Annotated in this window: 24 protein-coding genes and 1 pseudogene; 15 read left to right on the top strand and 10 right to left on the bottom strand. The window is 72.1% G+C overall.

Annotated features, from left to right (window positions below; translation table 11 throughout):
- The first annotated feature begins 70 nt into the window (after nt 1-70).
- Genes ABZ215_RS05680 through ABZ215_RS05695 form a run of 4 tightly spaced genes read left to right on the top strand, consistent with a single transcriptional unit; the run spans nt 71 to nt 3669 of the window.
- The gene (locus ABZ215_RS05680; protein ID WP_020418593.1) at nt 71-334 is read left to right on the top strand and encodes an HPr family phosphocarrier protein; all 264 of its coding nucleotides are present in this window, start codon (nt 71-73) and stop codon (nt 332-334) included.
- Nucleotides 334-1275 carry a sugar-binding transcriptional regulator gene (locus ABZ215_RS05685; protein WP_354708255.1) on the top strand — a complete coding sequence of 314 codons (942 nt, stop codon included), beginning with the start codon at nt 334-336 and terminating at the stop codon, nt 1273-1275. The genes ABZ215_RS05680 and ABZ215_RS05685 overlap by 1 nt, the downstream gene beginning before the upstream one ends.
- Before the next feature lie 12 nt (nt 1276-1287).
- On the top strand, nt 1288-2889 hold the full coding sequence (ptsP, locus tag ABZ215_RS05690; protein WP_354947971.1) for a phosphoenolpyruvate--protein phosphotransferase: 1602 nt from the start codon (nt 1288-1290) through the stop codon (nt 2887-2889).
- A gap of 3 nt (nt 2890-2892) precedes the next feature.
- Entirely contained in the window at nt 2893-3669 is a 777-nt protein-coding gene (locus tag ABZ215_RS05695; RefSeq protein WP_354947973.1) for a colicin immunity domain-containing protein, read from the top strand.
- Here the strand turns inward: ABZ215_RS05695 and ABZ215_RS05700 are convergent.
- The 3 genes and pseudogenes from ABZ215_RS05700 to ABZ215_RS05710 form a co-directional block, all read right to left on the bottom strand.
- Nucleotides 3666-3790, bottom strand: a pseudogene (locus ABZ215_RS05700) (IS630 family transposase); the annotation flags it as partial. The gene ABZ215_RS05695 and the pseudogene ABZ215_RS05700 sit on opposite strands and share 4 nt — an antisense overlap.
- Nucleotides 3791-3917: 127 nt before the next feature.
- The gene (locus ABZ215_RS05705) at nt 3918-5393 is read right to left on the bottom strand and encodes a glutamate--cysteine ligase (RefSeq protein WP_354947975.1); all 1476 of its coding nucleotides are present in this window, start codon (nt 5391-5393) and stop codon (nt 3918-3920) included.
- 121 nt (nt 5394-5514) lie between these two features.
- Nucleotides 5515-5907 (bottom strand): hypothetical protein, encoded by a 393-nt coding sequence (locus ABZ215_RS05710; protein ID WP_354708259.1) that lies wholly within the window; start codon nt 5905-5907, stop codon nt 5515-5517.
- A gap of 240 nt (nt 5908-6147) precedes the next feature.
- Here ABZ215_RS05710 and ABZ215_RS05715 point away from each other — a divergent pair, with 240 nt between their 5' ends.
- Complete coding sequence (locus tag ABZ215_RS05715) at nt 6148-7392, top strand: molybdopterin-dependent oxidoreductase (RefSeq protein ID WP_354947977.1); 1245 nt, start codon at nt 6148-6150, stop codon at nt 7390-7392.
- A complete protein-coding gene (locus ABZ215_RS05720) occupies nt 7389-7790 on the top strand; it encodes a hypothetical protein (RefSeq protein ID WP_354947979.1) in 402 nt (133 codons plus the stop codon). The genes ABZ215_RS05715 and ABZ215_RS05720 overlap by 4 nt, the downstream gene beginning before the upstream one ends.
- Here ABZ215_RS05720 and ABZ215_RS05725 read toward each other — a convergent pair.
- The 3 genes from ABZ215_RS05725 to ABZ215_RS05735 are packed head-to-tail and all read right to left on the bottom strand — an operon-like array spanning nt 7774 to nt 9679.
- Entirely contained in the window at nt 7774-8382 is a 609-nt protein-coding gene (locus tag ABZ215_RS05725; RefSeq protein ID WP_237339292.1) for a class I SAM-dependent methyltransferase, read from the bottom strand. The two genes, ABZ215_RS05720 and ABZ215_RS05725, sit on opposite strands and share 17 nt — an antisense overlap.
- Complete coding sequence (locus ABZ215_RS05730) at nt 8379-9041, bottom strand: DUF2064 domain-containing protein (protein ID WP_354947982.1); 663 nt, start codon at nt 9039-9041, stop codon at nt 8379-8381. The genes ABZ215_RS05725 and ABZ215_RS05730 overlap by 4 nt, the downstream gene beginning before the upstream one ends.
- Nucleotides 9038-9679 carry a glycosyltransferase family 2 protein gene (locus tag ABZ215_RS05735; protein ID WP_354948173.1) on the bottom strand — a complete coding sequence of 214 codons (642 nt, stop codon included), beginning with the start codon at nt 9677-9679 and terminating at the stop codon, nt 9038-9040. Before ABZ215_RS05735 ends, ABZ215_RS05730 begins: the two co-directional genes overlap by 4 nt.
- A 166-nt stretch (nt 9680-9845) precedes the next feature.
- Here ABZ215_RS05735 and ABZ215_RS05740 point away from each other — a divergent pair, with 166 nt between their 5' ends.
- From ABZ215_RS05740 to ABZ215_RS05750, 3 genes are read left to right on the top strand one after another with little or no spacing between them, the layout of a single operon-like run.
- Nucleotides 9846-11198, top strand: a complete 1353-nt coding sequence (locus tag ABZ215_RS05740; RefSeq protein ID WP_354947984.1) for a hypothetical protein — start codon at nt 9846-9848, stop codon at nt 11196-11198.
- 7 nt (nt 11199-11205) lie between these two features.
- Nucleotides 11206-11904 carry a response regulator transcription factor gene (locus tag ABZ215_RS05745; RefSeq protein WP_354947986.1) on the top strand — a complete coding sequence of 233 codons (699 nt, stop codon included), beginning with the start codon at nt 11206-11208 and terminating at the stop codon, nt 11902-11904.
- Nucleotides 11901-12947: a HAMP domain-containing sensor histidine kinase gene (locus ABZ215_RS05750; RefSeq protein ID WP_354947988.1), complete on the top strand. Its 1047-nt coding sequence runs from the start codon at nt 11901-11903 to the stop codon at nt 12945-12947. Before ABZ215_RS05745 ends, ABZ215_RS05750 begins: the two co-directional genes overlap by 4 nt.
- A 2-nt stretch (nt 12948-12949) precedes the next feature.
- Here the strand turns inward: ABZ215_RS05750 and ABZ215_RS05755 are convergent, their stop codons facing one another.
- Nucleotides 12950-13999, bottom strand: coding sequence for an NAD-dependent epimerase/dehydratase family protein (locus tag ABZ215_RS05755; protein WP_354947990.1), 1050 nt, complete (start codon nt 13997-13999; stop codon nt 12950-12952).
- A 149-nt stretch (nt 14000-14148) separates the two neighbouring features.
- Between ABZ215_RS05755 and ABZ215_RS05760 the strand changes: the two genes are divergently transcribed.
- The gene (locus ABZ215_RS05760; RefSeq protein ID WP_354947992.1) at nt 14149-14499 is read left to right on the top strand and encodes a hypothetical protein; all 351 of its coding nucleotides are present in this window, start codon (nt 14149-14151) and stop codon (nt 14497-14499) included.
- Between the two features lie 11 nt (nt 14500-14510).
- Here the strand turns inward: ABZ215_RS05760 and ABZ215_RS05765 are convergent, their stop codons facing one another.
- Nucleotides 14511-16130 (bottom strand): FAD-binding protein, encoded by a 1620-nt coding sequence (locus ABZ215_RS05765; RefSeq protein WP_354947994.1) that lies wholly within the window; start codon nt 16128-16130, stop codon nt 14511-14513.
- A 142-nt stretch (nt 16131-16272) separates the two neighbouring features.
- Here ABZ215_RS05765 and ABZ215_RS05770 point away from each other — a divergent pair, with 142 nt between their 5' ends.
- Entirely contained in the window at nt 16273-16971 is a 699-nt protein-coding gene (locus ABZ215_RS05770) for a response regulator transcription factor (RefSeq protein WP_354947996.1), read from the top strand.
- Nucleotides 16968-17762: a HAMP domain-containing sensor histidine kinase gene (locus ABZ215_RS05775; protein ID WP_354947998.1), complete on the top strand. Its 795-nt coding sequence runs from the start codon at nt 16968-16970 to the stop codon at nt 17760-17762. Before ABZ215_RS05770 ends, ABZ215_RS05775 begins: the two co-directional genes overlap by 4 nt.
- 3 nt (nt 17763-17765) lie before the next feature.
- On the opposite strand, the gene ABZ215_RS05780 is transcribed toward ABZ215_RS05775, so the two are convergent.
- Both ABZ215_RS05780 and ABZ215_RS05785 read right to left on the bottom strand, forming a co-directional pair.
- Nucleotides 17766-19199, bottom strand: coding sequence for a carboxylesterase family protein (locus tag ABZ215_RS05780; protein ID WP_354948000.1), 1434 nt, complete (start codon nt 19197-19199; stop codon nt 17766-17768).
- Between the two features lie 25 nt (nt 19200-19224).
- On the bottom strand, nt 19225-20142 hold the full coding sequence (locus tag ABZ215_RS05785) for an MBL fold metallo-hydrolase (protein WP_354948002.1): 918 nt from the start codon (nt 20140-20142) through the stop codon (nt 19225-19227).
- A 101-nt stretch (nt 20143-20243) separates the two neighbouring features.
- On the opposite strand from ABZ215_RS05785, the gene ABZ215_RS05790 reads away from it, so the two are divergent.
- The 3 genes from ABZ215_RS05790 (at nt 20244) to ABZ215_RS05800 (ending at nt 23481) form a co-directional block, all read left to right on the top strand.
- On the top strand, nt 20244-21170 hold the full coding sequence (locus ABZ215_RS05790; protein ID WP_354948004.1) for a helix-turn-helix transcriptional regulator: 927 nt from the start codon (nt 20244-20246) through the stop codon (nt 21168-21170).
- Nucleotides 21130-22134, top strand: a complete 1005-nt coding sequence (locus ABZ215_RS05795) for a hypothetical protein (RefSeq protein WP_354948006.1) — start codon at nt 21130-21132, stop codon at nt 22132-22134. The genes ABZ215_RS05790 and ABZ215_RS05795 overlap by 41 nt, the downstream gene beginning before the upstream one ends.
- 261 nt (nt 22135-22395) lie before the next feature.
- The gene (locus ABZ215_RS05800) at nt 22396-23481 is read left to right on the top strand and encodes an LLM class flavin-dependent oxidoreductase (protein WP_354708271.1); all 1086 of its coding nucleotides are present in this window, start codon (nt 22396-22398) and stop codon (nt 23479-23481) included.

Consider the following 23481-nt stretch of genomic DNA (forward strand, 5'->3'; position numbering starts at 1 on the left):
TTCACGTTTGACAGTGATGTGTGTAACATGCCGGTCCAGCGGGTCACAACCCCCGACGCGAAGGAGCGACATGCCTGAGATCAAAGTCCGGATCGCCTCGCCGGTCGGCCTGCACGCCCGGCCCGCGAGCCAGTTCGTGAAGGCCGCGGCCCGGCACGGCGGACCGGTCTCCATCGCGCGGCCGGGCGCCGAACCCGTCGACGCCCGCAGCATGCTTTCGGTGCTGAGCCTGGCGATCGGGCACGGCGAGGAGGTCGTGATCAGCGCCGAAGGGGACGACGCCGACGCGACGCTCGCCGAGCTGTCCCGGCTGGTGTCCACCGCGGACGCCTGATGCCGCCGCCCCGCGAACAGCAGCTGCTCGTCAAGGCGGCGCGGCTGTACTACGAGGAAGGCCGGTCGCAGCACCAGATCGCCGAGACACTGGGCGTCAGCCGTTCCAGCGTGTCCCGGATGCTGACCGCGGCGCGGGAGCGCGGCATCGTGCAGATCCGCATCAACGACCCGGCCGGGCGGGACCTGGACACCGAAGGCGAGCTCACCGCGCGGTTCGGGTTGCGGGACTGCCGGGTCGCGGAGAACGCCGCGGGGGAGCGGCCGCTGCCGCGCGTCGGTGAGCTCGGCGCGCGGTGGCTGCTGGAGAACGTCCACTCCGGACAGCGGGTCGGGGTGTCGTGGGGCCGCAGCCTGCAGGCGGTCGTGCAGCACGTGCCCGAGGAAAGCGCGGTCGACGTCGAGGTGCTGCCGCTCGTCGGCGGCCTGTCGTCGGTGGAATCGGCGATCAGCGGCGAGGAGCTGGTCCGCGACCTGGCCGCGCGACTCGGCGGCCGGTTCCAGCTGCTGCACGCGCCCGCGTTGCTGACTTCCCGGGCAGGTCGGGACATCCTGCTCGCCGAACCGTCCATCCGGGACGCTTTGGACCGGGCGCGCAAGGTGCACGTGGCGGTCGTCGGCATCGGCAGCGTCGGGGTCGGGTCCTCGGCGGCCCTACTCACGGCGATGGAGCTGACGCCGGAGGAACGCGCGGAGTTCGAGGGACACCACCCGGTGGGGGACTTCTGCGCGCGGTTCTTCGACGCCGACGGGCGCCCGGTGCCGGGGCCGGTCGACGACCGGGTGATCAGCACGACGTTCGCCGACCTGGCCGGCATCCCCACGGTGGCGGGTGTCGCGGCCGGGGCGGAGAAGGCGCGCGGCACGCTGGGCGCGCTGCGCACCGGGGTCCTCGACGTCCTGATCTGCGACCAGTCGCTGGCCGGCGCCCTGCTCGACTGAAAGGTGTTGCGCATGCTGGGAACGAGGTTGTCCGGGGTCGCGGTGAGCCCGGGACGCGCGAGTGGTCCGGTGGTGCGGGTCGCCGAGCCGCTGGGCGAACCCCCGCGCACCCCGGCGCCCGTCGATCCCGCGGCCGACGCGGCGCGGATCGCGCCCGCCGCGGCGGCCGTCGCACGGCGGCTGGAGGAGCTCGCTGGCAGCGCGGAGGGCGAGGCGGCGGACATCCTGTTCACCACCGCGGCGATGGCGAACGACCCCGGTCTGGTCGCCGAGGCCGAGCGGCTGGTCACCGTCGAAGGCGTGCCCGCGCCGCGCGCGGTGCACGAGGCCGCGGACGGGTTCGCCCGCTCGCTGGCCGCCGCCGGCGGGTACCTCGCCGAGCGCGTGCGGGACATCCAGGACGTGCGGGACCGCATCGTGGCCGAACTGCTCGGCGTCGAGCCGCCTGGGGTGCCGGAGCTGGCGTCGCCGAGCGTGCTGGTCGCCCGCGATCTCGCGCCTGCCGACACTGCCGGGCTCGACCCGGCGAAGGTGCTGGCGCTGGTGACCGAGCAGGGCGGGCCGACCAGCCACACCGCGATCCTGGCGCGGGCGCTGGGAATCCCCGCCGTCGTCGCGGTGCGCGGCCTGTTGGCCTGCGAGGCCGAGGCGCTTGTCGTCGACGGCGACACCGGCGTCGTCGAGCCGGCCGACCCGCGCGGGCCGGTGGTGGCCGCGGAACGGCGGGCGGCGGCGGAGTGGAACGGGGTGGGCGCGACGGCGGACGGGCGCCGGGTCCGGATCCTCGGCAACGTCGGTTCGGTGGCCGACGCCCGCGCTGCCGCGGAAGCGGGCGCCGAGGGGATCGGCTTGTTCCGCACGGAGTTCTGCTACCTGGACGCGCCGTCCGAGCCTTCGGTGTCCGAGCAGCGTGCGGCGTATGCGGCAGTGCTCGCGCCGTTCGCCGGGAAGCCCGTGGTGGTGCGGACGCTGGACGCGGGGGCGGACAAGCCGCTGGCGTTCCTGGCCCCGGAGCCCGAACCGAACCCCGCGCTGGGGGTGCGGGGCGTGCGCGTCGCGTTCGCCCGGCCGGAGGTGCTGGACCGCCAGCTCGAAGCGATCGCCGCCGCGGCCGCCGAGTCGGGTGCGGAAGTGTCGGTGATGGCGCCGATGGTGGCGACGGCCGCGGAGGCGGCGTGGTTCGCGGAGCGGGCGCGGGCCGCCGGGATCGCGCGGGCCGGGGTGATGATCGAGGTGCCCGCGGCGGCGCTGGCCGCGCGGGAGATCCTGGAGGTGGCGGATTTCGTGTCGGTGGGCACCAACGATCTCGCGCAGTACACGTTCGCCGCCGACCGCCAGCTCGGGGCGGTGGCCGCGTTGAACGACCCGTGGCAGCCGGCGTTGCTCCGGCTGTTGGCCCTGGTCGGCGAAGCGGCGCGGGATGCCGGAAAACCGGCCGGGGTGTGCGGGGAGGCGGCGGCGGACCCCCGCCTGGCCCGCGTGCTGACCGGCCTCGGAATGACGAGCCTGTCGATGACGGCGGCCGCCATCCGCCCGGTCGGAGCCACCCTGGCAACGGCGACGTCCGCCGACTGCGAAGCGGAGGCCCGCCGCGCGCTGGGGTCTGGTGCCTGAGCCGTGGCCCAATCGCCGGAGGCCGGCCGGCTGCTGACCGCCGATGGCCGCTGGTTCAGCGCGGCTTGGCTCCACTCCAAGGCGGTCGTGCCCTTCGCGACTCCGTTCGGCGCCGACGACCAGGTGCTGGAGAGGTTCCGGGACGGCGCGCGTGCGGTCGGTGCGGCATCGGTGTTCGTCTTTCCCCTCGGCGATGAGCGCCCGCGGGTGCTCGGCGACGTAGATCCTCTCGGTGTGCGTGGTGAGGTCCTGCTCGCTGTGCCCAACCGGGACGGGGCCTTGCTCATCACGGACGCGCGGTACTCCCTCCTGGCGGGTACCGCGGAGTTCCTCGCCGCCGCAGTGCCGTGGGGCGTCGACCGCTCACGTGCGCGTTTCCGCCGAGACGCCCGGCGGCTGGCGGAGGTGTATCCGGAGCTGCTCGAAGTGGCGACGCGACTACCGCCCGCCCGGCCGGTGCTGGCGTCGCCGAGTGAGGTGGAGCCTGGCTCCGCGCTCGCCGAGCAAGTGCGGCTGATGGAATCGTTCGCGGAAGGCTCGATCGCGGCGCCCGATTTCGCGCGAGCCTGGCTGACCGCGCGCCGTCGGAGACCGCGCCCGGAGCAGCTGCTCGACGAGCCGTTCGAACGCCTGCTCGCGGAGGTGTTCTTCCTGCTCGAGGACTACGTGATCGATCCCGCGCTGCGCGACCCTGGCGACCTGACGGACGAAGACCTCCTCCACGGAGTGCAAGCCGTCGTGCAACGACTCCGGCTGTTGGAGGCACCTGATCGTGGCTAGTGTCCTGAGTGGTTAGTTCGTCGGCAGTAGGCGGCGAGGGAGTCGAGGATCTGGTCGGCGGTGCGGGTCCAGACGCAGGGCCTGGGGTGGTGTTCCATTGCTGGATCCAGTCGCGGATGTCGCGTTCGAGGGCGGTGACTGAGCGTTGGACGCTGCGCGGCGTTCGATCCACCCTCGGCGCAGGCCGCCGGGTCCGGCCCTTCAGCGTTCGACGTTCGTCGTCGGACAGGTCAGTGGCGCCAAGACCCTCAATCCGGCCAGCTGTGCACCGGCTCGTTCGTGTGCATGTGCTCCCGGTACTCGCCGACCAGGGTGCGCAGCGTGTCGAACCTGTCGAGGCCCGTCGTGTCGAACAGGCGGTGGAAACGTCGTTGCTGCCAGCTCGCGCCGGTCGTGCCGGTCAGGCAGCGCTGCTCGATCACGCCCAGCAGCCGGTCGCGTTCGGCGGCGTCGACGTCCCACTTGCGCAGCCCCTCGTCGGCCATTGGCAGCAGCCGTCGCAGGACCAGTTCCGCGACCGGGACGGTGCCCAGCCCCGGCCAGTAGATCGAGGCGTCGATGCCGTTGCGTGCGCAGGCGTGGAAGTTCTCCTCCGCCGCGCTGAACGACATCCGGGTCCAGATCGGACGCTCGTCCTCGGCCAGGGTGCGGGCGAGTCCGAAGTAGAACGCGCCGTTGGCCATCGTGTCGATGACCGTGGGACCGGCGGGCAGGACCCGGTTCTCCACCCGGAGGTGCGCCCGGTCGCGGGTGACCGCGTAGATCGGCCGGTTCCAGCGGTAGATCGTGCCGTTGTGCAGCCGCAACTCCTGTAGCGACGGCGTGTCGCCCCGGTCGAGCACCTCGAACGGGTCCTCCTCGGAGCAGATCGGCAGCAGTGCGGAGAAGTACCGGGCGTTCTCCTCGAACAGGTCGAAGATCGAGGTGATCCACCGCTCGCCGAACCACACGCGCGGCCGCACGCCCTGTGCCTTCAGCTCCTCGCGGCGGGTGTCCGTGGCCTGCTCGAACAGGGCGATGCGCGTCTCGGCCCACAGGTGCTTGCCCAGCAGGAACGGCGAGTTCGCGCCGACCGCGACCTGCACCCCGGCGATCGCCTGCGCGGCGTTCCAGTAGGCGGGGAACTGCGCGAGACTCACCTGCAGGTGGAACTGGGTGCTCGTGCACGCCGCCTCGGGCACGATCGTGTCGCACGTGGCCCGCAGGCGTTCGACGCCGTCGATGGCGATGTGCAGGTCCTCGCCCCGCTCGGCCAGGATCTGGTCGTTGAGCAGCGCGTACCGCGGGTTCAGCGACAGCGACGCGCCGGTCAGGTGGTCCTGCCGCAGGGTGGGCAGGATGCCGACCATGATCAGGTGCGCGCCGATCCGGTTGGCGTTCGCTTCGGCGGAGTTCAGGCTGGCGCGCACGTCGTCCTCGAACGTCTTCGCGCCGTCGCCGTTGAGCCGGCGGGGCGAGACGTTGATCTCGAGGTTCCATTGGCCCAGCTCGGTCTGGAAGTCCGGGTCGGCGATGGCCTCCAGCGTCCTGGCGTTGCACATCGTCGGCTCGCCGCACTCGTCGACCAGGTTGAGCTCGATCTCCAAACCGGTCATCGGCCGCTCGAACTCGAAGTGCGACTCCCTCAGCATCCGCGCGAACGCCTCCAGGCAGCGCCGCAACCGGGCCCGGTACCTCGTGCGGTCGGCCCTCGTGAAGGTGTGCTGCCCGACTTCCTCGCCCATGCGACCCTCCGGATCCCTGCATTGTCCCACCGGACGACCGGCGGCACAGCGGATACGAGGAGTGACGGGGTGGGCCGCGAGCGGCGCTACCGCTCGCGGCCCCGGAGACCCGGCGAGCGCGTCAGTTGTCGTTGTACCACTGCGCGGTGCGCTGGTAGGCGTACGGCGTGCCGGACTTGTGCAGGTAGACGCGGAAGTTGATGTAGGCGTTCTCCGGCAGGTTGTGTCCGGGTTCGCTGGCGTCCGCGAGGTCGCAGTTCCCGCTGCCGCCCGCGCTCAGTGTGTAGGAGCCGCCGTTCCAGTACACGTCGAGACCCACGGCCCAGCCGTCCGCCTCCATGTCGCAGGCGTAGACGTAGTCACCGTGCTCGGTGAACCAGGCGACGCCGCCCGGGTCGCCGTCCGCGGTCCACACCTCGTGGTCGATGGCGGCGGCTTCCGGGGCGAACAGCAGCGTGGACACGGCGAGGGCGCCGGCAGTGGTCAGCCCGGCGAGTTTGCGTGAGTGTTTCATCGCACCTTCGTATTCGCTGGCAACGACGGCCGTCCTCGGCGAGGCGGCCCGAATCGAAAGGATCTTCGCATTCGTGGCGTGCGTGGCGGCGACGTTCCGCTGACACTGTCCGCGCCCCTTCCCCGCGCGGTGTGCGGTTCCGGTGCGGGCCGGGTACGGGCGGCCGCGGATCTTACGAGAGTCTCAACGCAACGCCCGGGAACGGCCGGACGGCGCGGGCGCGGACCTAGCATCGCCTGCGTGACAACGCCACCGCCGCGCGTGTTGCGGCACATCCGGTTCCGCAGCCCGCTGCGCGGCCCCTGGCTCACCTCCGTCCTCGGCGTGGTGCTGCTGGCCTGCCTGCCGCTCGTGATCGTCACCGGCCTGCTGGACCACGCCGCCTACGGGCCGGGACAGGGGATTCCCGCGGACGTCGGCTGGCTGCGCCTGCCGGCGTTCGACTGGCCGACGCGCCCGGCGTGGCTGTTCCAGCTGACGCAGGGCCTGCACGTCGGCCTGGGGCTGGTGCTCGCACCGGTCGTGCTGGCGAAGCTGTGGTCGGTCATCCCGAAGCTGTTCGCCTGGCCACCGGTCCGCTCGCTCACCCACGCGCTGGAACGGATCTCCCTGCTGCTCCTGGTCGGCAGCACGTTGTTCGAGTTCGCCACCGGGATCCTCAACATCCAGTACGACTACGTCTTCGGGTTCAGCTTCTACACCGGGCACTACATCGGCGCGTGGGTCTTCCTCGCCTCCTTCGTCACGCACGTCGCGCTCAAACTCCCCACCACGGTGCGCGCGCTGGGATCCCGCTCCCTGCGCCGCGAACTGGCCACCTCGCGTGAGGACACGGTGCCCGAGCCACCCGACGACACCGGGCTCGTCGCCGCCGACCCCGCACCCCCGACCATGAGCCGCCGCGGGCTGCTCGGCACCGTCGGCGGCGGAGCCCTGCTCGTCGGCCTCCTCACCGCGGGACAGTCGACCGGAGGCCCGTTGCGGGACCTGGCACTGCTCCTGCCGCGCGGCAGGCAATCGGGGGAGGGGTTCCCCGTCAACAGAACCGCCGTCGCGGCCGGGATCACCGCCGAGAGCACCGGCACGGGCTGGCGGCTGACCCTCACCGGCGAGCACGAGCGCGTCCTCACCCGCGACGACCTGCTCGCCCTGCCCCAGCACACCGCTCGCCTCCCCATCGCCTGCGTCGAGGGGTGGTCGACCGTGCAGACCTGGACCGGGGTGCGGCTGCGCGACCTGGCCGCGCTCGCCGGGATCCCGCACCCCGCCTCGGCGTCGGTGACTTCGCTGGAACGGGGACCGTTCGCCCAGGCGACCCTCAACTCCGGCCAGGCGACCGATCCCGACTCGCTGCTCGCGCTGCGGGTCAACGGCGAAGACCTCAGCCCCGACCACGGCTTCCCGGCCCGGATCATCGTCCCCGCGCTGCCCGGCGTGCACTGCACGAAATGGGTGCGCTCGATCGCCTTCCGGAGCGCCCCGTGAAACGGCTCATCGCCCTGCTCGCGGGCCTCGCGCTCGCCGCCTACGCCGGATCCTTCCTGCTGGGCGAGCCGGATCTGCCGACGATGCTGGTCTGGTTCGCCGGCGCCGCTGTCGTGCACGACCTCGTCCTGTTCCCGCTCTGCGCAGTGGCTGGACGGGCACTGGCGCGGCTGCCCGTCCGGATCGTCAACCACGTCCGCTTGCCCCTGCTCGGCGCCGGGCTGACCTTCCTGCTGTTCCTGCCCGGCATCATCCGCCAGGGCGAGGCCACCCACCTCGCCGCCACCGGGCTGGACCAGCAGCCCTACCTCGGCCGCTGGTTGTGGCTGGTCCTGGGCATGTTCGTGGTTTCCGGGCTCGTCTACGGGGTGCGCCTGATCCTCAGCCGGCGCGCCTGAGCTCGGCGAAGTGCCGCCCGCCGTGCGCCGCGGTCCACGACACCGCCAGTGCGGCGGCCGCGGCGACGCCGGCGAGTGCGTCGGCGCCCAGCCAGGCCCACGGGAACCACGGGCTCCCGTCGACCCGCACCCGCTCCCGCCGCACGGCCGCGCCGGGCGGGTCCAGTTCGACGAGCGCCCGGCCGCCGGGACCGAGCAGCTCGAACACCCGCCGCAGCAACACCACCGGATCACCGCCGATGCCGATGTTGCCGTCCGCCAGGAGAGCGTGCCGCCACCGGCCGGCCCCGGGAACGCGGTCGAACACGTCGCGCCGCAGCGCCACCCCGCCCCGGCGGCGGGTCAGGCGGACCGCGGTGCCGGACACGTCGATGCCCAGCGACGGGACACCCCGCCGCGCGAGCGCGGCCGTGAGACGACCGGGACCGCACCCGATGTCCAGGGTCGGACCCCAGCAGCGGCCGAGCAGCAGCTCGTCGGCGGCGCCGGGATCGCGCAGCCAGCGCCCAGCGGGCAGCTCGATCCGGCTGCCGTCGGCCAGTTCCAGGCGGCAGTGCCCGCCTAGGAGCGCGCTGTCGAAGTGCCCGCTCACCGCGTCACCGCCGCCACCGCGACGGGAAACCGGCCATCGCACACCGAAGCCACCGCACGGGCGTCCGCCATCGTGTCCACATCGGACAGTTCGGTGAGCTCGCGCGGCACCACGCCACGCTGGGACAGGGCCGCGTGCGTGCGGTCGCCGGTGTCCGATCGCGACATGGGCACGTCTTCGAGCACGCGGGCGGCCGCCGGGTCCCGCAGGCCCAGGGCCCACCAGCCGCCGTCGGGTGCGCGGCCCAGCACCGCCTCGTGCGCGGTGAGGTCCGCGGCCGCCGCCGCGAGCAGCTCCGGACGGACCTGCGGGGTGTCCATGCCGATCTGCAGCACGGGCAGCCCCGGGTGCCGGGCGGCGGTGTCGGCGTGCGCGTTCGCCAGCCGCTCCCCGAAGGGCCCGCCGCGCTGATCCAGGACCGTCGTCCGCGCCAGCGCGTGCCGGATCTCGGCCGACCGCGCGGCCGCGGCGAAGTCCCCGGTCACGGCCACCACGGGCACCGCCCCGGGGGTCGCGGCGACCGCGTCGAGCGTGTCCAGCAACGCGGCGGCCGCGATCTCGGCGGCCTGCTCCGGCGACGCGGGCGGGCACAGCCGGGTCTTCGCGAACCCGGGCACCGGCGCCTTGGCGACCACCAGCAGGCAGAACCGGGCGGTCATCCGAGCAGCACCCGCGCCATGTCGCGGACCGCGCCCACGGTTCCGCGCACCGAACCCGACACCTTCGACCGGCCCGCGGACCGCGGCCGGTAGACCACGTCGCACTCGCGCACCACCCACCCGGCGCGTCCCGCCCGGATCAGCAGTTCCAGCGGATAGCCGGACGCGCGGTCGGTCACGCCGAGCCCGAGCAGCGCTTCCCGGCGGGCCACGCGGACCGGCGCGATGTCGTGCACCGACACGCCCTGCAGCCGCAGCAGCGCCGACAACACGGCGTTGGCCACGCGGGCGTGCCACGGCCAGGCGCCGGGAACCGGACGGCGCCGCCCGGCCGCCAGGTCCGCCTCACCGCGCTCGACCACCCCGGCGAGCACGGTCAGCGCGGCGGGGTCGAGCGAGCCGTCGGCGTCCAGGACGGCGACGAGGTCGCTGGTCGCGTGCTCCAGACCGGTGTGCACGGCCGCGCCGTAGCCGCGGCGCGGTTCGCTGACCACCTTGGCGCCCGCGGCGGCGGCGACCTCGGCCGAGCCGTCGGTCGAGCCGTTGTCGACCACGATCGCCCGGCACCCGGGCGGCAGCGCCGACAGCACGCCGGGCAGGGAACCGGCTTCGTCGAGACAGGGCAGGATCACATCCACGACACCGGACGGTATGTCCACGGTGGAGAGTTGAGAACCGTTGCCGCCCTTACCGAATCATGACGCCTTGACAATTCTTACCGACTCCTGACGGATCGGCGCGACCGTCGCCGTCGGCGCGCGCGACGGGCTACGGTGCGCGAAGCCGGCGCGGAAGGGGACAGAGGTGCGGGTGGACGCGGTGCGGGCGCCGGAGCGCAGCGGCCGCCGGGCAGACCTGGTGACCGTGGTGTGCGCGTGCGCGCTGGTCGCGGTGGCCGTCGCGGTCGGCGCCTACCTCAACCGGCCCGGTTCCGGGGTCACCCTCCTCGCACCGGCCGCGCCGCTGTTCGGGGTCTGGTCGCCGCACGCCGGACCGGGCACGGTGCTCGCCGTCATGGTGGCGTTCGCGGTGGTCGGCTGGGGGCCGTCGCTCGCGCGGACGACGGCGTGGCGGCCGCTGCTGGCCGGGTCCTACCTCGCGGCGCTGGCCTGGACGTTCGCGCTCGCGCTCGTCGACGGCTGGCAACGCGGCCTCGCCGGGCGCCTGACCAACCCCAACGAGTACCTGCGCGAGGTGCCGGGCATCCAGGACATTCCGGCCATGCTGCGCGGGTTCACCGCGCGGATCCTCGACTTCCAGCCGGACTCGTGGACCACCCACGTGTCCGGGCACCCGCCGGGCGCGACCCTGGTGTTCGTGTGGCTCGACCGCCTCGGCCTGTCCGGCGGGGGATGGGCCGCCGTGGTGTGCGTGCTCGCCGGGTGCCTCGTCGTGCCCGCGGTCGCGGTGACGCTGTCCGCGCTGGGCCGGGCCGACGCGGCGCGCGCGACCCTGCCGTTCCTGGTGCTCTTCCCGGGTGCGGTGTGGATCGGCGCCTCCGCGGACGGGCTGTTCGCCGGGGTCACCGCGGTGGGCATCGCCCTGCTCGCGCACGCGACGCCGGCCTTCCGGACCGGGCGGCGTTCGGCGGTCCCGGCCGCGTTGTCCGGTGGCGTGGTGCTGGGGTTCGGGATCTTCCTGTCCTACGGGCTCGTCCTGCTCGGGGTGGTCGCGCTCGCGGTGGCGGTCGCCGGGCGGAGCGTCACCCGCGCGTTGCCGCTGGCGCTGGCCGGCGCGCTGGCTGTCACCGGTGTGTTCGCGCTCGCCGGGTTCTGGTGGCTTGACGGCTACCACCTCGTCGTCGAGCGGTATTACCAGGGCATCGCCGCCGAGCGGCCGTACGCCTACTGGGTGTGGGCGAACCTGGCGTGCCTGGTGATCGCGTCCGGGCCCGCGGTGGTCGCCGGGGTGCGGCGCGCGGTGCTGGTCCGGCGGTGGCGCGACCCGGTGCTGCTGCTGGTCGCCGCCGCGGCGCTGGCCGTCGTGCTGGCGGATCTGTCCGGGTTGTCCAAGGCCGAGACCGAGCGGATCTGGCTACCATTCCTGGTGTGGCTGGTGCCCGCGGTGTCGCTGCTGCCGGGCCGGCGCCGGGTCTGGCTGGCCGGCCAGGCCGTCACGGCGCTCGCGGTGAACCACCTCGTGCTGACGTACTGGTAGGGCGGACGTGACTGGAACAGGCCACATCCTCGTCGTGGACGACGACGAGACGGTGCGCGACGTCGTGCGGCGGTACCTCGAAGCGGGCGGATTCACCGTCGAACTCGCCGGGAACGGCGACGAGGCGCTGCGCCGCTTCGCCGGGCGCGAACCCGACCTGGTCGTGCTCGACGTGATGATGCCCGGCATGAGCGGCCTGGAAGTGTGCCGCCGGATGCGGGAACGCACCGCGGTGCCGGTGGTCCTGCTGACCGCGCTCGGCGAGGAGGAGGACCGCATCGCCGGCCTGCGCCTGGGCGCCGACGACTACGTGACGAAACCGTTCAGCCCGCGCGAACTCGCGCTGCGGGTGATGTCGGTGCTGCGGCGGGCGCGGCTGCCGGCGCGCGAACCCGCGCCCGACCTGCTCACCGACGGCGGGCTGCGGCTGCGGCTCAGCGCACACCAGGCGACCCTCGACGGGCGGCCGCTGTCCCTGACCACCCGCGAGTTCGACCTGCTCGCGTTCTTCCTCGCCCAGCCCGGCACCGCGTTCTCCCGCGAGGAGCTGCTGGAGAAGGTGTGGGGCTGGAACTTCGGCGACCAGTCCACCGTGACCGTCCACGTGCGCCGGTTGCGCGAGAAGATCGAGGACGACCCGGCCAAGCCCACCCGGATCGCGACCGTGTGGGGTGTCGGCTACCGCTACGACCCGGTGCGGCCATGATCGAACCCACCGAACCGTGGCGGGACATGCTCCTGCACGCCTGGCACATCCTGCCGGTGGCGCTGCTGTTCGCCCTGCCGGTCGCGCTCGCCGGCGGGCTGGTCCTGTACGTCCTGCGGCGCCGTTCGCTCGCCACCACGCTGACGGTGCTCGTGCTGATCCCGGTGCTGGCGACGCTGACCGGCGTGCTCGGCGTCAGCGGTTTCATGTTCACCCCGGCGATGACCACGATGATGCTGGTGTGCCTGCTCGTCGGGCTGGTCACCGTGCCCGCCGCGATCGTGCTGGGCCGCACCATCGCGCGGCGCACGGTGTGGGAGCGCGAGGCGCGCGAGCGTGAGCGGATGGCCGAGGCCGCGCGGCGCGACCTGGTGGCGTGGATCAGCCACGACCTGCGCAGCCCGCTGGCCGGGATCCGGGCGATGGCCGAGGCGCTGGCCGACGGCATCGTCTCCGACCAGCGCGAGGTCGCCGGTTACGCGCAGCGGATCAGCGGCGAGAGCGAACGGCTCTCCGGCATGGTGACCGACCTGTTCGAGCTGTCCCGCATCACGGCCGGCGCGCTGCGGCTGTCGATGTCCGCGGTGCCGCTGCGCGACGTCGTGAGCGACGCGGTCGCGACGCAGGCGCCGATCGCGCGACGGAAGCAGGTGTGCGTGCGCGCCGAGTCCGCGTCGTGGCCGGTCGTGTTCGGCAGCGACCCGGAGCTGGCGCGGATCGTGCAGAACCTGGTCTCCAACGCGATCCGGCACACGCCCCCGGACGGCACGGTGTCCGTGCGGGTGGCCGTCGAGGGCAGCGACGCGCTCCTCGCCGTGGACGACGGGTGCGGCGGCATCCCGGACGACGAGCTGGCCCGGGTGTTCGACGTCGCCTTCCGCGGCACGGCGGCCCGCACCCCGGACCCGTCCGGCGCGACCGGCGCCGGGCTCGGGCTCGCGATCACGAAGGGGCTGGTGGAGGCGCACCACGGCCGGATCGGGGTGCGCAACCACGGCGCGGGCTGCCGGTTCGAGGTCCGCCTCCCGCTCGCCGCGCACTGACTTCAGGCACGCAGCGGCGCGGCGGCGAAGGACGCGATCCCCTCGGCGAACGGGATCTTCGCGGTGAACCCCAGCAGGTCGCGCGCGCGGGCCGGGTCGGCCACGACGTGCCGGACGTCGGCGGGCCGCGCGCCCCCGGCCACCACCGGGGGCGGACCGCCGAAGGCCCGGGCCAGCTCGGTGGCCAGCTCGCCGACGGTGTGCGGGGTGCCGGAGCAGACGTTGACCGGAGTCAGCTCGCCCGGCGCGCCCGGAGTGGTCAGCGCGCGCAGGTTCGCGTCGGCGACGTCCTCGACGTGCACGAAGTCCCGCCGCTGCCGCCCGTCTTCGAGGACGGTCGGCGCTTCACCGCGTTCCAGCGCGGAGCGGAACAACGCCGCGACGCCGGCGTACGGGGTGTCGCGCGGCATCCGGGGCCCGTACACGTTGTGGTAGCGCAGGGCCCACACGCTGCCGCCGGTCTGCCGCGCCCAGGCGGCGGCCAGGTGTTCCTGCGCGAGCTTCGTGGCGGCGTACGTGCTGCGCGGCCGCAGGGGCGCGTCCTCCGGCACGAGGAGCGGTTCGAGGTCGGCCCCGCAGCGCGGACAAGGCGGCTCGAACCGGCCGGCGTCGAGCGCTGCCGGTGTGCGAGCGGCGGGATCGACCAGGCCGTGAGCCGGGCACCGGTAGCGCCCCTCGCCGTAGACGACCATCGAGGAGGCCAGCACCAGCCGCCCGACCCCGGCGGTGTGCATCTGGGCCAGCAGCACCGCGGTGCCGTAGTCGTTGTGCCACGCGTAGAGCGGAGCGTCCGCCGGATCGAGCCCATGCCCCACGACGGCCGCCTGATGACACACGGCGTCCACCCCGTCCAGGAGATCACGCACGATTTCGGCGTCGGCGAGGGTGCCCCGGACGAACCGATGCCCCGCGAGGTAGGCCGGCACCGTGTCGCTGTCGTGCGCCTGGGGAAGGAGGTCGTCGAGCACCAGAACGTCATGCCCCTCGGCGGCCAGGAGATCGGCAACGCACGAACCGATGAAACCGGCACCCCCGGTGAGAAGAACCCGCATGGCGGCCACCCTAGGGGCGTCTCGGCAGCCGCCCAGCCGCCGCGGCGCACACGTCAGACTTCGGTAATGCCGGGAGCGCCTCGCTGCTCCGCGAGCGATCGCGGACAGTGAGGCTGAATCCCGGTAGGTTCGTATCGGGAGGCTGAGTGATGGACAACGCCAGCCGGCTGGCCGACGTGATGCGGCGGCCCGGCATGTACGGCATCGCCACTCTGGAGCACGCGATGATGTTCGTCGGCGGTTTCGACGCCGCGACGGAATTCACCTTCCTGGAGGGATTCGGGAAGTGGCTCGCGGCCAAGGGAGCGGGCGGGGAGAACCAGACCTGGATGTCGCTGGTGACCAGGATGATCGGCCGGCATCCAGGCGAATCCAGACGAGGCGACGTGGACGAGGAGAGCCTGAACCTGTTCTTCGGCCTGGTGCGGGGCTTTCTGGACGAGCGGCGGAAGATGTGGGCGGATCCCGCTCCCGGGAAGTTCGAACCTCGTGGGCCGTAATTGGCGGGGCCTCAGCCGGACACAGCCTGGTCCGGCAGCCTGACCGACATGGCGTGGTGGAACACGTCCCGCGGGTCCCAGCGTGCCTTGACCTGCTGGAGCCTCCGGTAGTTGTCCTTGTAGTACAGGGTGTGCCAGGGGACTCCGGACCTGTTCCACTCCGGGTCGGTGGTGTCGACGTCCGGGTAGTTGATGTACGGGCCGTCGGTCACGCTGCCCGGCACCGGCACCCCTCCGGTGTCCTGGTACATCGCGCGGTACCAGCGCCGGATCCAGTCCAGGTTCGCCTGCTCGCCGTCCGGGTCGGTCCAGGTGACGGTGTAGATCGCCTTCACGATGCTGTCCCGCTGGGCCAGCGCGGTCGCGTCCGGCGCGACGGTGTTGACCTTGCCGCCGTAGGGCACCAGCAGCAGGACCGCCCGCTCGTTGTGGTGGTCCGTGCTCGTCAGGTAGCGGTAGGCGGTGCCGATCTGCGCGTCGGTGAACCGCTTGCGCAGGTAGGCGGCTTTCGCTTTGAACATCCCGGATTCGTCTTCCTGGCTGAGCGATCCGGCCTTCACCGCCGCCAGCCACGGCAGCCGGTGCGGCGGCTCCACCGTGATCGTGCCCTGGACTCCCGCGGTGATCTCCTGCACGTATTCACTCAGCAGCCGGTCCGCGTCGGGCAGCGTTCCGTCCATTGTGGCCACCATGACGAACGCGCCGGGGTCGGCGCCGGTGTTGCGCCGGGTGATCAGCATCGGGCTGAAGAGGCTGGCGTAGGGGGAGCCGGGTGCGCTGTGGCGCTCGTGCCATTCGCCGTAGTTGCGCAGCAGCCGGTGGAACGACTCCTCGGTGGTGTCCTGCCAGCGCCACCCGATCGTCGCGCCGAGTGTCACCGCGGGTGGTTTCGGCAGGAGGCGGGCGGGATCGTCACCGGTCGCGCCGGGCGAGCGCATCCAGTACCGGGTGACCACGCCGAAGTTCCCGCCGCCACCACCGGTGTGCGCCCACCACAGGTCCCGGTTCTCGTCGTCCTGCTCACGGGTCGCGACCACCGGGCGTGCCCGTCCGGACCGGTCCACCACCACGACTTCCACCGCGTACAGGTAATCCACGACGGACCCGAGACTCCGGGACAGCGGCCCGTAACCGCCACCCTGGATGTGCCCGCCCGCGGCCACACCGCCGCACTGGCCGCCGGGGATCGTGACACCCCAGCCGAGGTAGAGCCGCTCGAACACCTCCCACAGGGTCGCGCCCGGCTCGATCGTGAAGGCGTTGCGCCGCCGGTCGAACGTGACCTGCCGCATCGCGGACATGTCGATGATCACCTCCGCGCCGTCGCCGACGAAGTTCTCGTAGCAGTGCCCACCGCTTCGCACGGTCACCCGTTTGCCCTCGCGCGTCGCGTCCGCGACCGCCCGCACGACCTGCTCGGTGGTGGTGGGCAGGCGGAAGGAACCGGGACGCGGGAAGAACCGCTCGCTCGTCCGGCGCAGCACGAGGTCTTCGTAGCGGGGATCACCCGGCCGGATCGTGACCGGATCCGGCGCCTGACCGAGCGGAATCCCCTCCGCCTTCGCCGGAGCGACCAGTGCCGCGCCGCCCAGCGCTGCCGTGCCGGCAAGAAATCCACGACGTGTCGGCATTTCCATTTCTCCCCACTGTTTTCCGGTGTGCCGGCAGGAACGTTAGGACCGGCCGCGCCGGTGGCACCAGTGGTGCGGACCAACCGTCAGGCAACCCTCAGCGAACCGTCAGGTTCGCGGCAGCCACGCGGGACGTGGTGTGATGGGCAACGTGGACAAGGTTCTCGTGGTGGACGACGACCCGGGCTTGCGGGAGCTGCTGTTGTCCGCGCTGCGGTTCGCCGGCTTCGAGGTCGAGGCCGCCGCCGACGTACCGGCCGCACTGGCCGCGATCGAGGCGCGCCCACCGGACGTGATCGTGCTGGACGTGATGCTGCCCGGCACGGACGGGTTCGACCTGCTGCAGCTGCTGCGCTCGCGGGGCGTCGACGTGCCGGTGATGTTCCTGACCGCGCGCGACGAGCTGGACGACCGGGTGCGCGGGCTGCGCATGGGCGGCGACGACTACCTCACCAAGCCGTTCGACGTGGTGGAGGTAGCCGCGCGGCTGGAGGCGCTGCTGCGGCGTGCCCGTCGCGTGCCGTCCGCGGCGCCGGACGGTGTGTTGTCGTGTGGCGACCTGGTGGTGGACGAATCGAGGCACCTGGTGACCAGGGGCGGGCGCCCCGTCGAGCTGTCACCGACCGAGTTCCGGCTGTTGCGTTACCTGATGATCAACTCGGGGCGGGTGGTGTCCAAGGCGCAGATCCTGGACCACGTCTGGCAGTACGACTTCGGCGGCGACGCGGGCGTGGTCGAGCGGTTCGTCTCCAACCTGCGCCGCAAGATCGACTTCGGTGGCCCGTCGCTGATCCGCACCGTGCGGGGCTTCGGGTACAGCCTGCGTGCGGAGCAGCGGTGAACTGGCGCTCCCGGTGGCGGCCCGCCCTCGTCGCGCTGCTCGCCGGCCCGCGCGCCGCCGTGCTCAGCGCCAGGCTGCAGAAGGCGTACGACGCCCAGCAGCGGGCCCAGGACCGGCTGCGGAGCTTCGTCGCGGACGCCAGCCACGAACTGCGCACACCGCTGACGACCATGCACGGCTGGATCGACCTGTACGTCCAGGGCGGCCTGCGCGATCGCGACGAGCTCGACCACGCCATGGCGCGGATGCAGGCCGAGGTGGGCCGGATGCGGCTGCTCGTCGACGAGCTGGCACTGCTGGCCCGGCTCGACGCGGCCCAGCCGCTGAACCGCGCGCCGGTGGACGTGGTCGAGCTGGCCGCCGAGGTGGTGGACGACGCCAGGATCGTCAGCACCGACCGGAAGATCACCCTGGAGGGGCCGGCGGAAGCGATCGTCGACGGCGACGGCCCCCGCGTCCAGCAGGTGCTGCGCAACCTCGTCGGCAACGCGGTGCAGCACACCCGGCCCGGCACGCCCGTCACCGTCACGGTCAGCGCCCGTGAGCGCGACGTGCTGATCGCGGTGCGGGACGAGGGCGACGGGATCGCGCCGGAGCACCTGCAGCACGTGTTCGAGCGCTTCTACCGGGCCGACCCCAGCCGCAGCCGCGACGGCGGCGGCTCGTCCGGGCTGGGCCTGGCCATCGTCGAGGGAATCGTGACCGCACACGGCGGCACGGTCGACGTCACCTCGGCGCCTGGGCAGGGCACCACGGTCCGGGTCACCTTCCCCGTCGCCAGCCCCGCCTGACCCTCACCGCGCGGTGCCGAGCGTCTCCACCGCCGGTCGTCGCGGGTCGTAGGCCGCCCAGCCCGGGTCCCCGGTCCGGGCGAAGGAGACCCAGGCGGCGTGCATCCGGTTGGCGAGGCCGTCCGGGACGGGGGCCGGGCCGAGCAGGCCGGTGTCACCGTGCAGCCACGGCTCGTCGGCGATGTCGAAGACGAACGGCAACTCGACGGTGTGGGCGGCGCCGAGCCGTCCATTCAGGGCGGTCGAACGGTACCCGAACGAGTAGACGTGGGTGCGGCCGCCCGAAAGCCGCGCATGGGCCTGCGCCAAGCGTTGCGTCCCGGCCCCGAACAGGGCCTCCCCGAGCAGTGCCGAGCGCAGTTCGCCCGGGGACGCGTCCGGTAGTGCGGCGAGCGCCGTCTCCGGGTCCGGGTGCACCTGCGCGGCGAGGGCGCGCACGTCCGCCTCCGTGGTGGTCTCCAGGATGCCCTGCGGCACGAGGTAGAGGCGGCCTTCTTCGGTGTTGGTGCCGATCAGCAGGTCGACGTCGCGGGCCGGACCGTCGGCGAGGGCGTCGGCGGGCTGCACCGCGCGGACGACGCTGAACTGGCTGAGGCCGGCCAGCGGGTCCGTGGCGGTGCTGGTGCGCAGGTCGAGTCCGGCCAACGCGGGCAGGATCTCCACGAAACGCTCGTCCGGGATCGCGGCGAACGCCTCGGCGGTCGGTTCGGCACCCAGCGCGGCAGCGGCCGCGGCGGTGACGCGTCGCGCCTGTTCCGGGGTGAAGGCGCCGGTTCCGCTGCCGCTCTGCATGATCGTCCGCCGGAAGAGGCCGCCCGCCTCCGGTGTCGCGAGCAGCGCCCCGACGAGCGTGGCGCCCGCGGACTGGCCGCAGATCGTGACGTTGTCCGGGTCACCACCGAATGCCGCGATGGTGGCGTGCACCCAGCCGAGCGCGGCGAGCACGTCGAGCAGGCCGCGGTTGGCCGGCGCGCCTTCCAGGTCGAGGAACCCGGGGATGCCGAGGCGGTAGTTCACCGTCACGAGGACGATGCCGTCGCGGGCGAACGCGCGGCCGTCGTAGAGCGCGGCGCGGGTCGAGCCGGTGACGAATCCGCCGCCGTGCACGAAGACCAGGACGGGTCGCTTGCCACCGTCCGCGGCGGGTGTGCGGACGTCGACGGTCAGGTACTCCTCGCCCCGGATCCAGCCCGGCCCGAAGTACGGGGTCATGTCGAGCTCGCCGAAGTCGCGGGCGGGCTGGGGCGCTGTGGGCGAGGGCCGCGTGCCGTCGCGGACGCCCGGCCAGCCCGGGTGTGGCTCGGGCGCGGCGAACCGGTGGGCGCCGATCGGTGCTGCCGCGTAGGGGATGGCACGGTAGAACTCACCGGAGTCGTCGCGGACGCCGCGCACGGCGCCCGCCGGGGTTTCGACCACGAGATGGGCGTTGCAGGTCATGGAAAACGCTTCCTTTCCAGGCGAGTCAGCGGATGCGGGAGAAGGCCGCCCACTCCTTGATCGCGAACTTCGATCCGTCGCGCTCGACCTCGGCGGCGCCCGCGCCGGCGAAGTGCGCGGGGAACACGAGCGCGTTGGTCTCGGCGGCGTGGCCGAGCAGCTTGTGCCGGGTGGCCCGGGATTCGGCCGGGTCCTCGCAGAAGCAGGAGTTGGTGTCCGGCTCCGGAATCTGCAGCGGGGTGTGCACCAGATCCCCGACGAACAGGGCCCGGTCGCCGCCGGACTCCAGAACGAGCACGGACGAGCCGGGGGTGTGCCCGGGAGCGAGGTCGAGCCTGAGGTTCTTGTCGATCCGGTAGGAGCCGTCCCACAGCCGGGTCAGGCCGGCTTCGTGGACCGGCGTGACGCTGTCCTCGAAGACGTTCTGGTTCCCCCGGCCGAACACGGTTTCGTTGTCGTTGGCGGGATTCCAGAAGTCGAAGTCCCGCTTCGGCATCAGGTATGTGGCGTTGGGGAAGGTCGGTACCCAGACCCGGCCGTCGAGCCGGGTGTTCCAGCCCACGTGGTCGATGTGCAGATGGGTGTTGATGACCAGGTCGACGTCCTCGGGCCGCACTCCGGCGGCGGCGAGGTTGTCGAGGTAACTCGTGTCCAGGCGGCTCCAGACCGGGGCGTACGGCCGGTCCTTGTGGTTGCCCACACCGGTGTCGACGAGGATCGTGCGCCCCTCGCTGCGCAGCAGCCAGGACTGGATCGCCGACCGGCACTGGCCGGTTTCGGGGTCCCAGAAGTCGGGCACCAGCCAGTCGCGGTGCTCGTCCCACGCGCCGTCCGGACTGTCCGGGAAGAATTGGTCCGGGCTCATCTCGCCCGGACCGTAGAACTCCTTGATGCGGGTGACGGTGACCTCGCCGAGCGCGATCTGTTCGGGGTTGTGCTCCATGACGCCGAGTCTGGGAACGCGGGCGGGTGCGGACCACTCCCGCGTTGTCCTACCCCTCGCAGGGTGTGGCTGGGACCGGCCGTGCGCTGGATACTGGGTGCATGGACGGACCCGGCCCACTCGGCGATTTCCTGCAGGCCCGGCGGGCGCTGCTGCGACCGGAGGACGTCGGTCTGCGCGACGTCGGACCCCGCAGGCGGGTGGCCGGGTTGCGGCGTGAGGAACTGGCGCGGCTGGCGGGGGTCAGCGTGTCGTACTACACCAGGTTGGAGCAGGGCCTGTCCCGCGGGGCCTCGGCCGAAGTGCTCGAGGCGATCGCTTCCGCCCTGGGGCTCGACGACCACGAGCGCGAGCACCTCGTCCGGCTCGCCGAGGCCGCCCGCCGCGCCCCGCGAGCACGCCGTCCCCGGCCCGAGAAGCTCGCTGATGAGACGCGGGACCTGCTGCGCGCCGTGGACGGCGTCCCGGCGCTGGTGCTCGGCAGGCGCACGGACGTGCTGGCGTGGAACGCTCTCGGGCACAGCCTGCTGGCCGGCCACCTGGCCTTCGACAGCCCGGACGACCCGGCGCGACGGCCGAACATGACCCGGATGCTGTTCCTCGACCCGCACTGCCGGGAGCTGTACACCGACTGGAGGCGCAAGGCCAGCGCGGTGGTCGGCAACCTGCGGATCACCGCCGGCAAGCACCCGCAGGACCCGCTGCTCGCGGAGCTGATCGGCGAACTGACCATGCGGAGCCCGCAGTTCGTGGAGCTCTGGCGTGACCACCGCGTGGCACCCTGCGACGCCGCGTCCTACGACCTGCACCACCCCGTCGTCGGCGCGGTGAGGGTGACCCAGCAGACGCTGTCGATCGCCCGTTCGCCCGACCAGGTGCTCATCGTGTGCACGACGCCGGCCGGTTCTCCCTCCGAAGAGGCGCTCGCACTTCTCCGCCAGACGAGCGGCGGTGAGCACGCCCTTGGTGCTGTGGAGGTATCCGCCGATGGACGGGATCGGGCACGGTCGCATCCGGCCCGCGCTTGACTGGTGGGAATCGGGTGGCCGGCCCGGTGCGGACAAGGGTGTGAACCATTGGTCCGGTCTGGTGCAGACGGTGCTGGCGGAGTTCAGGGCGGAGCTGAACCGGTCTCTGTCCGCTGACCGGCGGTCCCTGGCGGGGGTCGAGTTGGACTGGTACCTCCGCAATCTGGACGGGATCCTCACCTACACGGAAGCTCACCGGCTCGCCGATCCCTTCGAGGTGCTCGTCCGGCGAGTCGCGTTGTCGCGGACGCTCGACGGCTTCGGCATCGTGCCGGCGCCTGAGTCACCGTTCGGCGCGGACCGGTTGTTCCGGCTGATTTCGGCGGAGATAACGGACGAACGTATCGCCGAGGCGAAGCGGCTGGGGCCGGTGTGGCGAAATCTGGATCGTGCCGCGATACGCCGGTTGATGCGGCTGAAGCATCTCCTCGCCCTGGCCGCCATGGTGCAACCGCGGCTGACCGACCACAGTGACGTGGAAAGAGTGGACCACTGGCGTTCGGTGTACGAATTGTTGCCAGTGGCCGGGAGGCGGAGGGTGGGCATGGCTCATGCGGTAAGGCTCTACTGTGCATTTGGTGAAAGTGACGCTGCCGGAGGGCTTGACGCCTTGGTGGCAGCGGCTCGCGAGCAGGGGGCTGACCTTCGGCCGGGTGCTCGTGAGCCTGGCGACTCCTGGGTGTCGGCGATACTCGACCGGGCTGACGAGCCCGTCGGTACCAGCGGCTGCCACATCGAGATCCATGCGCAGTCACCCTTGGCGGCGGCGATGATCGCCGAGGTCGCTGATGCAGAACCATCCGGCCGGATCAGGTCGGCGAACGCGGTGGTGACTCTCACTCTGACCGGCTCCGACGTGGACTGGTCAGTGGTCAGAGCCATTTGGAAAGCCGCCAAGTCAGTCTGGAACGCAGTCCCTTACGACGATGGCTCGGGCTTCGGCATCGACTTGGATGAATTGTAATTCCCGCGCCCCGGTGCCGAGGGCGATGCCCGGGTCGCCTTGGGCCTGCGCTGATACCCGATCGGGGATGATCGTCCTCACCTTCCGGTAGCGCGCCGTCGCTACCGCGTCTTCGCCCGCGACCGGTGCGAAAAGTGGACAGACTCGAGCGAAGAACGGCTCGTCGGACCGTGGCACTCCGCCCTAACGTCATCGGCACCGGATCCGGTCGTGAACCGTGACGCGGACACCGGCCGAATGTCAGAGTGGACGGAGAATCAAGTGGTCAAGTCCTGGCTCTTTGAGATTTTCAGCTACCCGTACGATCCCGACCCCGCGAAGTTCGACCCGCGGTTGTGCAAGGATCTCTACGACTGGAAGCTGGAATCGTGGGTCGCCGCCGAGGACCTGGGGTTCGATGGGGTCTTCTTCTCCGAGCACCACTTCACGCCGTACAGCATCAGCCCCTCGCCCAACCTGCTCGTGGCGACCCTGGCCCAGCGGACCAGCCGGATGAACATCGGGGTGATGGCGAACATCACCGCGTTCCACAACCCGCGCCGGCTTGCCGAAGAGGGCGCGATGCTCGACTACCTCACCGGCGGCCGGCTCGAGGTCGGCCTGGGACGTGGAGTGGACGAGCCCGAGTTCATTCGCGAAGGCGTCAAGATGGAGGAGACGCGCGCCCGGTTCGAGGAGTCCGTCGCGCTCATCCAGTCCGCTTGGAAGGAACACACCTTCACCTTCAAGGGCGAGTTCTACAACTACGACAACGTGAGTCTCTGGCCTCGGCCCTTGCGGTCCGAGCTGCCGATCTGGGTCACGGCACTGAGCCCGCAGACAGTGAGCTGGGCGGCCCGGCAGGGCTTCCGGTTCACTTCGGTCTTCTCACCGACCGACAACATGCGGACGATTTTCGAGCAGTACAAGAAGGCGGCTGCGGAAGCCGGCCGCGAAGCCGAACCCACTGACATGGGCGTGTGCCGCAACGTGTTCATCGCGGACTCCGAACAGGAGGCGCGCGATCTCGCCGAGCCCGCCTTCGACGCGCTGTTCGCGGCGTTCAAGGAAGCGGCTGTGTTCCACGATCTCGACAACGTGCCCGCCGGCTACGAGCACTACCAGTCCTTCTTCCGCCCCTTCGCCGGGGAGGACGTGTCGTTCGACGCTCTCATCGACATCGGGGCGATCTGCGTGGGGAGGCCGGAGACCGTCCGCGACCAGATCGTGAGCCAGATGGAGCACATCGGCTGCGGGAACTTCCTCAACTGGGGGTCGTTCGGCACCCTCACCAAGGAGCAGACGATGCGCTCCTACCAGTTGTTCGGCGAGCACGTGGTGCCGGCTCTGCGCTCCCTGAAGGTGTAG

Source organism: Amycolatopsis sp. NPDC006131 (genome assembly GCF_040614175.1).
In the GTDB taxonomy this organism is placed as follows: domain Bacteria; phylum Actinomycetota; class Actinomycetes; order Mycobacteriales; family Pseudonocardiaceae; genus Amycolatopsis_E; species Amycolatopsis_E tucumanensis.